The organism is Paraburkholderia sp. 35.1, from assembly GCF_050436525.1.
GTDB classification, from domain to species: domain Bacteria; phylum Pseudomonadota; class Gammaproteobacteria; order Burkholderiales; family Burkholderiaceae; genus Paraburkholderia; species Paraburkholderia tuberum.
Map to the genome: position 1 here is coordinate 2222520 of NZ_JBNDMJ010000002.1, position 11854 is coordinate 2234373.

10 protein-coding genes are annotated in these 11854 nt (G+C 62.6%); 2 read left to right on the top strand and 8 right to left on the bottom strand.

The annotated features are described in order from the left end of the window. Positions 1–6 precede the first annotated feature (6 nt). The 5 genes from OKW27_RS16115 to OKW27_RS16135 form a co-directional block, all read right to left on the bottom strand. Positions 7–1113: a porin gene (locus tag OKW27_RS16115; protein WP_429334065.1), complete on the bottom strand. Its 1107-nt coding sequence runs from the start codon at positions 1111–1113 to the stop codon at positions 7–9. A 107-nt stretch (positions 1114–1220) separates the two neighbouring features. Further along, the gene (locus OKW27_RS16120) at positions 1221–2480 is read right to left on the bottom strand and encodes an MFS transporter (RefSeq protein ID WP_184036630.1); all 1260 of its coding nucleotides are present in this window, start codon (positions 2478–2480) and stop codon (positions 1221–1223) included. A 92-nt stretch (positions 2481–2572) separates the two neighbouring features. Beyond that, on the bottom strand, positions 2573–3535 hold the full coding sequence (locus tag OKW27_RS16125; RefSeq protein ID WP_429334066.1) for a PDR/VanB family oxidoreductase: 963 nt from the start codon (positions 3533–3535) through the stop codon (positions 2573–2575). 14 nt (positions 3536–3549) lie between these two features. Further along, a complete protein-coding gene (locus OKW27_RS16130; RefSeq protein ID WP_090806258.1) occupies positions 3550–4332 on the bottom strand; it encodes an SDR family NAD(P)-dependent oxidoreductase in 783 nt (260 codons plus the stop codon). Between the two features lie 105 nt (positions 4333–4437). Continuing rightward, complete coding sequence (locus OKW27_RS16135; protein WP_184071569.1) at positions 4438–5712, bottom strand: aromatic ring-hydroxylating dioxygenase subunit alpha; 1275 nt, start codon at positions 5710–5712, stop codon at positions 4438–4440. Between the two features lie 141 nt (positions 5713–5853). Between OKW27_RS16135 and OKW27_RS16140 the strand changes: the two genes are divergently transcribed. Next, positions 5854–6642: an IclR family transcriptional regulator gene (locus OKW27_RS16140; protein WP_090806260.1), complete on the top strand. Its 789-nt coding sequence runs from the start codon at positions 5854–5856 to the stop codon at positions 6640–6642. 305 nt (positions 6643–6947) lie between these two features. Here the strand turns inward: OKW27_RS16140 and OKW27_RS16145 are convergent, their stop codons facing one another. Beyond that, positions 6948–8432, bottom strand: a complete 1485-nt coding sequence (locus OKW27_RS16145) for a mannose-1-phosphate guanylyltransferase/mannose-6-phosphate isomerase (RefSeq protein WP_090810102.1) — start codon at positions 8430–8432, stop codon at positions 6948–6950. A 307-nt stretch (positions 8433–8739) separates the two neighbouring features. Here OKW27_RS16145 and OKW27_RS16150 point away from each other — a divergent pair, with 307 nt between their 5' ends. Beyond that, a complete protein-coding gene (locus tag OKW27_RS16150; protein ID WP_429334067.1) occupies positions 8740–8979 on the top strand; it encodes an NAD-dependent epimerase/dehydratase family protein in 240 nt (79 codons plus the stop codon). Between the two features lie 12 nt (positions 8980–8991). Here OKW27_RS16150 and OKW27_RS16155 read toward each other — a convergent pair whose 3' ends face one another. Next, on the bottom strand, positions 8992–10260 hold the full coding sequence (locus OKW27_RS16155) for a glycosyltransferase family 4 protein (RefSeq protein WP_429334068.1): 1269 nt from the start codon (positions 10258–10260) through the stop codon (positions 8992–8994). A 323-nt stretch (positions 10261–10583) separates the two neighbouring features. Then, the gene (locus tag OKW27_RS16160) at positions 10584–11594 is read right to left on the bottom strand and encodes a GlxA family transcriptional regulator (RefSeq protein ID WP_090806262.1); all 1011 of its coding nucleotides are present in this window, start codon (positions 11592–11594) and stop codon (positions 10584–10586) included. Between the last annotated feature and the right edge of the window lie 260 nt (positions 11595–11854).

An 11854-nucleotide genomic window follows, 5' to 3' on the forward strand; every position in this document is an offset into this window, starting at 1 on the left:
GTCAAGTCAGAACTTGTGCAGCATGCCGAGCGCAACAGCGAGCTGGTTCGCGCCGGTCTTCACGGTGGTCGTCGCGACCGAAGTCGCCCACCCCGTCGCACTCAGCGCGGCCTTCGAGCTGTTGATCACATACGTGATGTCGGTGTACAGCGCCGTGCGCTTCGACAGCCAGTAGTCCGCGTTGACACCGGTGCTCAATGCGTGCGCGTCGACCTGGCGATACGCGTGGTAGTAAGTCGCGGCTGCGAGGTCCAGCGCCGGTGTCACCCTGTAGCGCACGCCCGCGAACGCCATCGACTGCGGCGGCGATGCGGCGAGCGTCGACCGGACGTCGTTCAGCAGCAATTCGTAGCCGCCGTACAGCGTCGCCTTGCCGATCTGATACGAACCGCCGGCCACGTAGCGACGCTCGCTGTCGCCCGATGACGCAATGGCCGAGCCTTGCCGCTGCTCGTACACGAACGTCAGATTCAGCGGCCCCTGCACATAGCGTCCGCCGATGTCGTACTGCTTGCCGACGCGGAACGAGCCCGCCACCGGCACGTTGTAGGTGACTGCGTCGTAGCCGAGGCTGTAGAGCGCATTCAGCTCGAATGGTCCCACATGGCCGAGATACGACACCGCGTTATCCGCGCGACCGACGAACTGCGCGTCCTGCGCGGAAAGGCCGTAACTCGAATAACCGAGCGGGTCGAGCGCGAGGAAGTAGCGATACATCGGCGTCATCTGCCGGCCGAGCATCATCGCGCCGTAGCGGTCCGATTCGAGTCCGACGAACGCCTGCCGGCCGAACAGCCGCCCTCCTTGCTGCAGGGCACCGGTATTCATCGACATGCCCGATTCGAGCGTGAAAATCGCCCGCAGTCCGCCGCCGAGATCTTCCTTGCCCGTGAAACCCCAACGCGAATTCAGCCGGTTGCCGGTGCCGAGAGCGACCTGCGTGCCCGACGATCCCTGCGACGTGACAGCGTGAGTCACGTAGGTCACCCCCGAGTCGACGATGCCATAGAGCGTGACCGACGACTGCGCATGCGCCGCGCCGCTGATGCCGATACCAATACCACATGCAAAAAGGACCTTCGACGGCCTGGCGAGAGGGTTGTGCTTCACCATGTGTCTCCTGCTGGAAAGTGAGTTGTTTTGTGATGCGGATTAGTTATCGTCCGACCTCTGTCGTTGCGGTAGCCGGCGCGGGGCCGCGTCGGCTACCGGAGAATCGGTCATTCGCGTGCGATATGCGGGTTGACGAAGAACATCGCGATGACCGCGATAGCGGGTCCGATCGCGAGTGTGAGGAGCGCGAGCATGAACGAATGGCTCGCGCCATACAGCGAGCCGACCACCATTGGCGACACCGCGCTGCCGGACTGCCAGATAGCATTGGTCCAGCCGGCGCTCGCGCCCGCGAGACGCTTGCCCGATGCGTCGCTGACCTGAGCCATCAGCACCGGCAGATAGCCGAACGAGAACGCACCGAGAATCGGCGCGACCAGATAGAACTGATGCACCGTCGAGCAGTAGCCGAACACCAGCAGCGCGATCGCGAAGGCGATCAGGCAGCCGATCGACATCATCCGCCGCGACACACCAGGCAGGTCGGAGATCCAGCCGAGCGTCGGCTTCGCGATCACCGCGCCAATGCCGAACGAGGCGACGATCGATCCGGCGACGATCGGCGCAATGCCGTATTGGCGCGTCATCAGTGCGTTGCCCCATGCACCGAAGCCGACGGTCGCCCACAACCCGCCGCAGCCCGCGATCGACAGCGCAATCAGGTTACGGTTGCGCAACAGGCCAAGCATTTCCTGGAGGCTGTTGCGCGCGGGCTTCGCTTCGTTCGAAGGCCGGTTCTTCAGCAGCAGCAACGTGACGATGCCCCACGCGAACGTGACGATGCCGAGCATATGGAATGCGTTCGACCAACCGTGCCGCGCGGAAAACGACGGCACGACCGCATTCGCGATCACGACGGCGAGCGACGTCGCGGTCGTGTAGAGGCCCATTGCGCGGCCACGGTCGCGCGTGAACCATGCGGGAATGATCTTCATGCCGGCCGAGTAGTCGGCGCCCGCCGCGAAACCCATCGCGGCCTGAATCACGATGCCGAATGCGAGCGAATGCGTATAGCCGAACGTGAACGTGAGCACGCCGAGCGGCAGCAGCGCAAGCGTGAGCATCGCGCGACCGCCGAGCAGATCGGTCAGCATGCCGCCAACCACGTTCGCGATCACATAGCCCGCGTAAAACGCGGTCACGAACGCACCGAGCATCGACACGCCAATGCCGAGCGACGCGCCGACCGGCGCGGCTACCGTACTCCATGCAACGCGGACCACATAGCTGAGCAGAAACGCGGCCCAGACGATGAACAGCGCGACCCAGCGATACGGGCTCGTGTCGGCGCTACTCGCCGCCCTCGCATCGTTCCCGGTCCAGACGCTCGCGGGCATACCCTCCGACGACGCCAGATTCTTCTCCATGACTCCTCCGATGCCGGGCGTGCCATCGGCCGCCCGTTTTCTTTCTGATGGATGGCGCCGACCGCGCCTGGCGGCCGGGCCGGCGATTACGGTTACAGATCGAGCACGAGCACCCTCGACTTCGCGCGTGAACAGCACGGCAGGAACTGATCGTTGCGGGCCTGCTCTTCTGGCGACAGGAACAGGTCGCGGTGGTCAGGTTCGCCTTCGAGCACCCGCGTGACGCAGGTGCCGCAAATGCCCTGCTCGCACGACACCGGCACGTCGACGCCCGCCGCCGCGAGCGCCTGGGTGACCGTGCAATCGGCCGCAATCGACACGACGCGGTCCGAGCGCGCGAGCCGCACGTCGAACGACGCGCCATCACCCGACGGCTGCGCCGCCGCGAAGTATTCGTAATGCAGACGCTCGTCACGCCAGCCGAGCGAGCGGGCCGTGTCGAGCACCGCGTTCATGAAGCCCTGCGGACCGCACACATATAGATGCCGGTCCGCGCCGGCGTCCGTCAGCAGTGCATTCAGATCGAGCATGCCGTGCGCGTCGTCGAAGTGGTATTGCACGTTGTCCGCCCACGACGACGCGGCGATTCGCTCGACGAACGCCGCACGGCTCTTCGAGCGCGCGCAGTAACGCATTTCGAACGCCGCGCCCATTGCCGCCAGCTGCTCCGCCATGCAGAGAATCGGCGTCACGCCAATGCCGCCCGCGAGCAATAGCGGCTTCGCGTCATGCCGGGCGAGCGGAAAGTGATTGCGTGGCACGCCGATACGAATCGCGTCGCCTTCGTTCACCGCATCGTGCATGCGCTGCGATCCGCCGCGCGAATCGGCGGCGCGCAACACCGCGATCTGATACCGGTGACGCTCGCGAGACGCGTTGCACAGCGAGTACTGCCGCACCGGCCCATCCGGCACGTAGACGTCGATGTGCGCGCCCGCCTCGAACGGCGGCAGGTCGCGGCCGTCGATGTCGACGAACTCGAAGCCGGCAATCCCGTCGGCTTCGTCGCGTCGTGCGGCGACACGCACCATCAGCGTGGAATCGGTCATGTTCATGCCACCTCCTCCGCTCACATCGCCGACAGGCCGCCGTCGACCATCAGCGTCGTGCCGGTTATGTACGAAGCCTCGTCGCTCGCGAACCACAGGATCGGCCATGCGATCTCTTCGGGCGACGCCCAACGGCCGATCAACGACGTGTCCTGGCGTTGCGTCTTCAGCACTTCGACGCTTTTGCCCGATGCAATGGCCCGGTTCATGTGGAATTCGGTCAGCGTCGAACCCGGGCACACCGCGTTCACGCGCACGCCGTTCGCGGTCTCCTCGAACGCGAGCGTGCGGGTCATCGCGAGCATGCCGGCCTTGGTCGCGTCGTACAGGCCCATGCCCTTGCGGCCGGTCACCGCGTAGCACGACGACACGTTGACGATGCTCGCGCGGCCCGCGCGACGCAGGAACGGCAGCGCTGCCCTGCAATAGTTGGATGTGCCGACCAGATTGACCGACACCATCGCCTGCCACTCGGCCGGCGTCGCGTCGGCGAGCGCGCTGTAGTTGCGCATCGCCGCGTTGTTCACCAGCACGTCGAGCCGGCCGAACGAATCGGCGGCGAGTTGCGCCGCGCGCACCGCATCGGCGTCGTGAGACACGTCGGCCGCGAACGTCTCGACACGCGCGGACGGATCAGCCGCCTTCAGTTCGTCGGCGACGCGCGTGAGCGCCTCCGGGTTCGCATCGACGAGCACCACCGCGGCGCCCTCCGCGCAGAACACGCGCGCGGTCGCGGCACCGATGCCGCCTCCGCCGCCGGTGATCAGCGCGACCTTGTCCTCGAGTCTTTTACGTTGCTGCATTGCATGCCGGCGCGCAGCCGGCCTCCTTTTGCGGAATGGGCAGAAGGTCCAGTCGGACCAGACGACGACACGCGCAGCCGGACCGAAGTCCGGCTCCGCCGTGCATCAGATCGAGTAGATCGGCTGGTCCTTGCCGTCGTGCAGATGGATCACCGCCCATTCCTGAGGCTTCTGATCGCGCGGCAGCAGCACGCCGGCAGCACGTACGCGCTGCTGGTCGGCGTCGATCGCGGGCGGATCGGTGTCGGGCACCAGCGCCGTTGCCGCCTCGTACATCATGCGGCGCGCCATCACGATCGCGCGGTCGGTCGGCAGCAGCTTTTCCTTGCTGTGATCCTGAATCGGACCCATGCTTTCCTGCAGCGACGCGTCCTGCATCGCGAAGCCGAACACGCCCGAGTACGCGCGCTTTTCCTTCTGAGCCTGGCGGTCGATCAGGTAGTCGTTGTCCTTGTTCGCTTTCGGCCGGAACGTGCCACCCTCCTCGTACTCACAATGAATGCCCTTGCCGGCGTTCAGGTCGGCCAGTTCCTGCTCGTCGAGCGGACGGTCCGGGCGGAAGTTGATGCTCCACGCCCAGCAGGTGTGATCGTCGATCGGCACCCATACGTGGCCCGCGAGCGAGTGATCGCCGAACGGCGGGATCAGCGTGTACCACGGGAACAGCCACTGCGTGACGCGCCAGTAGTACGAATCCGGCTCGCCGTTGCGGCGGCCGAACAGCGTGAGGCCGAACGGCTGCTTCTCGATCTCGAAGATCACGTTGCCGTCCGCCTTGATGTAGTCGAGTGCCTTCGTGCCCTGGTGCATCGGGTCCTCGTCGACTTCGTAGCGGTGTACATACGACACGTGACTCGTGTCGATGCCGCCTTCCATCGCCTGCAGGTAGTTCGATTCCTGCAGCCGCTTCGAGACGAACACGTGGCTCTCCGGCAGATTGCACCACTCGAGATCCGGCGGCGCCGGCTGGCGGTCCTTCGGCCCCATGTACGCCCACACGATGCCCGCGCGTTCGATGCACGGATACGCGGTGATGCCCATGTGCTTGCACGCCTGCGGCGCGGACGGCACTTCCACGCAGTTGCCGTTGCGGTCGAATTTCAGACCGTGATACGAGCAGCGGATGCCGTTCTCTTCATTGCGGCCGAAGTACAGCGACACGCCGCGGTGCGAGCAGAACTCGTCGATCAGCGCGGGCTGGCCGTCGGAATCGCGAAAAGCGAGCAGCTTTTCGCCGAGGATCTGCACGCGCACCGGCGGGCAATCAGGCTCTGCGATTTCGCTGGCGAGGAGCACCGGCACCCAGTAGCGGCGCATCAGATCGCCCATCGCCGTGCCTGGGCCAGTGCGAACCAGAGTTTCCGACATGTTTTTGTCCATCATTCCTCCGAATCCGGTTGTCCGTTGTATGAGAATGTATTCTCATTGTACGGACAGATTGATCGACGTCAAGTTCTTGCGGCTAGGGACTTTCACTACAATGTGCAATCGACGCGGACCGCCGCAGAAAGGAAATTTCAAATGGAAGAAAAAAAGCCGCACGAAAACGTGCGGGCCGTCGAACGGGCGCTAGAAATTCTTCTGGCGTTCCGACCCGGGGACAAAGAATTGACCGTCGCGGAGTTGCTGACCCGCGTGGACCTGAGCCGACCGACGCTGTACCGCCTGCTGAATACGCTCGAACAGAACGGCTTTCTCGCCTCGTCGGGCGAGCCGCAACGCTTCAGGCTCGGCAGTTCGGTCGCGCAACTCGCGCACGCGTGGATGGCGAACAATACGATCGCGCAGCTCGCGCAGCCGATGCTGCGCGCGCTTTGGGAAGCGACATCGGAGACGGTCGCGTTGTTCGTGCCGGAGGGGACGTACCGGATCTGCGTGGCCGAACTGGAAAGTCCGCAGCCGCTGAGTTTCCGGCGCGGGGTCGGCTATCGCGAGAAGCTCGTGCTCGGCGCGAGCGGCCGCACGATTCTTTCGCAGATGCCGCTGTCGGAGGACGATCTGCGGCGCTATCTGACCGATCCGGATCAGGACGTCGCGGCGCTAGCCGCCGATCTCGACGCGGTCCGCGCACGAGGCTTCGGTACCAGCCATCACGAGCTGATCGCCGGCGCAGTCGCGGTAGCCGCGCCGTTCTTCAACGGCGCGAACCAGGTGGCAGGGTCGGTGTGCATCTTCGGGCCGAGCGTGCGCGTAACCGATGAGCGCGTCGCGCAGTTCGCGGAATTGCTCAAGCGCGAGGTGGGCAATCTGTCGCGTGCGCTTGGGCATCAAGGGGAAACTGGACGGCCGCCGGGTACGGCACGTCGGTGAAATCGGCCTTAAAGGCGCTGGCCAACGCCGGGAGCGTCGTCAGAAAGGTCGACGCTTTGCTCAGGCTCCCGCTGATTCAGGGCTGAAGCCGAAACCAGCCGGATGGCACGCAGTTCGACATTCACGAGGTTGGAGTGTGATGTGCCCGGAGGGCCGACGGTTGCTGAACGTAACCGATCATCAGATGGGGCAGATCTCCCGGATCGCAGTGTCCGGCGCAGCGCGCATAAAGGATGAGGCCGGCATGACACCGGCGGATAGAAGTTGGTGAGACGTTGGTGTCTCACGTGCGTATCAACCGAGGGTCAAATTCGGCCGTAGCAGTCGTCCAGGCGCACAATATCGTCCTCGCCGAGATAACTGCCCGATTGAACCTCGATGATTTCGAGCTGCACTTTGCCCGGATTCTCCAACCGATGCTGCACGCCGAGCGGAATGAAGGTCGATTGGTTTTCTGAAAGAAGAAACTGGTCCTCGCCCCGTGTCACGAGCGCGGTGCCGCGCACGACGACCCAGTGCTCGGCGCGATGGTGGTGCATCTGCAATGACAGGCGAGCGCCTGGCGCAACCACGATGCGCTTCACCTGAAACCGCTCGCCGCGCTCGATCGCATCGTAGAAGCCCCACGGACGGCGCACCTTCCGGTGCGTCTCGGCTTCAGGCGCGCGCTGCTCGCGAAAGCGCGCTACCAGCGTCTTGATGTCCTGCGCGTGTGAGCGGTCGGCGACGAGCACGGCGTCGTCCGTGTCGACGACGACTACGTTGGAGGTGCCAACGCATGCAACCAGCCGCCCGCCCTCGGCCCGCACATAGCTCGAGGTCGCGCCTTCGAAAACGACACGCCCGCTCGCGACGTTGCCGAGCCCGTCCTTCTCCATCGCTTCCCACACGGCATCCCAGGATCCAAGGTCCGACCATCCCGCCGCCAATGGCACGACCACGCCTTTGCAAGGCGAGCCGGCCGCGCCAATGTGCTCCATTACCGCATAGTCGATGGAATCCGCCGGCACACGGCCGAACTGAAACGGGCAAGGACGAATGAAGTTGTCGTCCGCCTTGCCTTCCGCGAACGCCGCGGTGCAGGCCGCATGCATGTCGCCGTTGAGCTTGGCTAGCGCTTCGAGCCACACGCCCGCTCGCACGATGAAGATGCCGCTGTTCCACCAGTAGGTGCCTGCAGCGACGTACTGCGCGGCGAGTTCGGTCGTGGGCTTTTCGACGAAGCGGTCGATCAGATGTGCGCCGTTTTCGAGGGCGTCGCCGATTCGGATGTAGCCAAAGCCGGTATCCGGCCGTGTGGGCGCAACGCCGAGCGTCACGATCATGGAGTGTTCGGCATATTCAGCGGCAATTGCGATCGCACGATGCAGCGCCGGAATGTCTGAGATGGAATGGTCAGACGGCATCACCACCATGATCGCGTCGTCATCCTGATTAACGGCTGCGAGCGCCGCGAGCGTGAGCGCCGGCGCCGTATCGCGCCGCGCAGGCTCGACGATAATCTTCGCGCAGACGCCGCACGCCCGCACCTGCTCTTCTGTCTGGAACCGGTGTTCCTCCCCACACACGATAATCGGCTGAGTGTCGACGTCGAAGCCGCCGACGAAACCCTCCATCCGTGTGACGGTAGCCTGCAGCAATGAATCCCGTCCGACCACATCGATCAACTGCTTTGGAAACTGCTCACGCGACATCGGCCAGAGGCGCGTGCCCGATCCACCTGCGAGAATGACCGGGACGATGCGCCGACAGGCGTGCCCGAGCGACGCTTCTGCGATCGCCGCTGCCATTGCGTCTTCAGAACTCACCGCGTCTTCCATCATCCACCCCTCTGGTCTTGCGTCGAACACGTACTTCCCGGCATCGCCAATTCGATTCATCGGTTATCGGTTCGCCGTGAAGCGCACTTTCTCCTGCTCTCCCACCTAGGGGCCCCGCTTGATGAAGAGAGAACAACCTCACGCGTCTGCAAGCATAGGAGCAGTTCCAGGGTCACTAGACGAGTTGACCGAATATGCCATGACGTTGGCTGAAGCGAGTCTCGCGGTACAAGGTGGTCTCACACGCACCACCTGATCTGCTCTTCTTTGGTTCATCATGCACTTATCCAAAGTGTTGCCCGCAGCCCATAAAGGTACGGCACACGAGGCAAAGCTCAACGGGGTTCAGTCGATTTCCGTCTGGAGCTCCGGCTCTCCGAAGCGGGAGTTCCTGCACGTCGACGACCCCGGGTCCGCCGCACTGGCCTTGCTCGACGCCGACGGGGCCGAAGGCGTGTTCAATATCGGATACGGACGGGGACACTGCAATCGCGGATCTTGCCCGTCTCGTCTATGACCTCACCGTACTCTAATTCATCCAGACTTCCTCTCCCCAACACACCGCACGGGTGCGATATCGTTCGAGCACCCGCGCTAGCGTCGACAAGCGGGCTGCGTCATCGTTGCTCGCAAGACGCCGCGTGCCGCGCTCGATCATCAACTGGCGCAATGCAGGCTGGTCGATCAGACTGAAAAGCGCCTCCGCCATGCTGTCGGGCCGAGCCAGATCGACCAGCAGTCCCGCGTCGCCGACTTGCTCGCGCAGCGCCTCGAGGTCCGGGTAAAGGACCGGTACGCCCAGACTGAACGCCTCGAGTGGCGGCAGATTGGTCGGGCCGAAATATGTGGGCATCACTAACGCGATCGACTCGCGATACAAGTAAGGCACGTCGCCGTCCGGAACGAAACCGAGAAAGAACACACGCTCGCCCAGACCGAGATCGGCGGCGACCGAACGCACGTATTTCATGTTGCCGAAATCGCTTCCTGTGAAGACCGCACCTACACGGGTGCCATATCGAGACTCCAGCGCGCGCAGTCCCTTCAACAGAAACACATGGTTCTTGTGCGACCAGAACTGCGCGGGATAGTAGACGTATTTCAGATCGCGCGGAATTTTGTACTTCGTCTTGACATCGACGAAGTGCTCCACGTATGCCTCCTCGGAAAGCACTGTCGCGCGGGCGGGCGAGAATGGCATCAAATGCACGCGTTCGCTGTCTACTCCATATCGCCTGACAACCTTCTCGCGGCCAGCCTGCGAATCGACGAAGATGCCGCAGGCCTTCTTCAAGGCAGATCCGTACAAAAATTCTCGACGCTCGAATTCGTGCTTGATCCGGACTTCGGGAAACTCGACGTCGTCGCGGTGGGACAGATCCCAAACGGTGAACAGGTAGTTGAATCGATCAATCGCCAGTGCGAGGTTGGACGGCGTTGTGAAGTACGCAATGTCCGCGCGCATCACCGAAAGCAAGCGGTCCACCGAAGCCATCTTGCCCGGTTTCCGCAGAAACGCGCGCGGGCCTCCACGGCTATATATTGAACCGAGTCTCGCCGCCAGTCCGCGCAAGCGGGGCACCGGGAAAAAAATAGGCTCAATGCCGCTGCGTCGCAGATCATCGATGGTGGATCGCCGCGTCGTCACAAACTCAACCGCGCAAAGTTCCGGCGGAAGACTCTTTAGCAGCAAGGCAGCATTCTTCGCCTGCTGATAACCCCCACCAGAGGTATGTTCATAGTCTATAAACGCGACCATGCGAATAGGCCGTTCCAAGGAACCGTTTGAATTCGTCACTCCTCGCTCCACGTTTCTTGGCCATCTATATAACGATTGCAGCGCTCGAAAAAGGTTCTCGCGCTCGGTTTGAATTTAGATTGCGCGAGCTTGCTGGTGCCGTTCGTGACTGATTAAGGCAGGTATTTGGCCGGTCCGACGGCTTGCTGAGAAAAGCCCTTGTGCAAGGCTCGTATGACGCTCATGCGGCCCTCGGACATCGAGATTCCGAGGCGAACAGATGCGTGAAGATCTGTTTCTCCTCGAAAATATTTGAATCTGAATGCCGACCAACTGATTCGAAGGGCTCCTTGTCTCGCGGCGAAGCTTTCCCTCGCCAGCTCCTAAGCGGACATCTCCACAGGATCGGCCGTGGCGCCGCTTTTCTTTTGACAGCGGTATTCCGTCGCCGACATCGAGAATTGCCTCCTGAACACTTTCGAAAGCCGCTCGCCATTCGTCAGTCCAACCCTGCGAGCGATCTTGTCTATCGGCAAGTCGCTTCTGGCCAACAGTTCACAACTGAGATCGAGGCGCGCTCGCAAAAGATATTGCGACGGTGTCACTCCCATCTCGCGCTTGAACAGACGCAGGAAGTTCCGCTCGCTCATCGCCACCGTACGAGCCGCGTCGCCTATTGAAACCGGGCGTCCGCAATTTCGCTCGAGCCAGCGCGCGGATTCCTGTGCCTTTTCCGCCTGCGTGTTCGTTCCCATGGTGCTCAGCATGGTCGTCAAATTCTGATCTTTGGAGACGGTGAAGTGATCGGCAACTGCTGTCGCGATGTCGTATCCGAGGTCCCGCTTCACGAGCGCGAGCGAGTTGATCAGCGCATCGCCGCCTTCGGTCGACGCCGCGACGTTAGACGTCTCCGGACTCCAGATGCCCGGATCGACCGAAGCCCAATCGCGGCGAGAAATGCCCGCTGCCGCCAGCAGCAAGTCGCCGTTGCCGAGAGGGTTGACGACGCCGGTCTGCGAACATGCTATGGTCAATAACCCAATGAGCACCTCGTCGGCGGCTGCACGCTTTGCGCCGGGTCCGCCCGCAATATACAGTGCGTCGAAGCCTTGGAACCGCTGGCCGCCCAGGCGCTCGGTCCAAACGCAAACGGATGACGAACAGGCTATCATCCCACCGCAGGCAGAGACCAGACGGACGCTGTAAGTTGCGTTTCTTCTCAGACTGCGAGACTGAATCTCGTTGGCGATATGAAGCACCTCGGCAAGGGTGCCCGCTTCCAGCAGCGAAAAACCGTCGTACAACAAAATTCCTATGAGCTTGACCGCGCGTTCTTTAAATCGGTGGAAAATACCGTTATCTCCTGCATCGCCTAAGCTAGTAGCGTGGGACATGCCGTTACCTCCATTTTGCTTCGGTTCTAGATCGCTGCTCTGGCTTGCGTTGGAACGCTGTGGAAAGCGTATGACCTCGTGAGCTTAGTGCCATATTCGATCCACCATTGCCGTGGTGTCCGCCAAAAGCATGTTTCTGGCCGAGAATGTCGCTCCCAGTATCGACAAGACCAAAACATCGTCTCATTTCTTTAGCGCTGAAAGTGAAAACCATAAAGCCGCTCATCAGGGTTTCCCGACCCACAGGACTTGCTGAGCGA

What these genes read in the sequence shown, in the direction of transcription:
- OKW27_RS16140 (WP_090806260.1), top strand. Translation starts at nt 5,854, where the DNA reads ATGGAAGAAAAAAAGCCGCACGAAAACGTGCGGGCCGTCGAACGGGCG.
- OKW27_RS16125 (WP_429334066.1), bottom strand. Translation starts at nt 3,535, where the DNA reads ATGAACATGACCGATTCCACGCTGATGGTGCGTGTCGCCGCACGACGC.
- OKW27_RS16120 (WP_184036630.1), bottom strand. Translation starts at nt 2,480, where the DNA reads ATGGAGAAGAATCTGGCGTCGTCGGAGGGTATGCCCGCGAGCGTCTGG.
- OKW27_RS16145 (WP_090810102.1), bottom strand. Translation starts at nt 8,432, where the DNA reads ATGGCAGCGGCGATCGCAGAAGCGTCGCTCGGGCACGCCTGTCGGCGC.
- OKW27_RS16150 (WP_429334067.1), top strand. Translation starts at nt 8,740, where the DNA reads ATGCACTTATCCAAAGTGTTGCCCGCAGCCCATAAAGGTACGGCACAC.
- OKW27_RS16160 (WP_090806262.1), bottom strand. Translation starts at nt 11,594, where the DNA reads ATGTCCCACGCTACTAGCTTAGGCGATGCAGGAGATAACGGTATTTTC.
- OKW27_RS16135 (WP_184071569.1), bottom strand. Translation starts at nt 5,712, where the DNA reads ATGGACAAAAACATGTCGGAAACTCTGGTTCGCACTGGCCCAGGCACG.
- OKW27_RS16130 (WP_090806258.1), bottom strand. Translation starts at nt 4,332, where the DNA reads ATGCAGCAACGTAAAAGACTCGAGGACAAGGTCGCGCTGATCACCGGC.
- OKW27_RS16115 (WP_429334065.1), bottom strand. Translation starts at nt 1,113, where the DNA reads ATGGTGAAGCACAACCCTCTCGCCAGGCCGTCGAAGGTCCTTTTTGCA.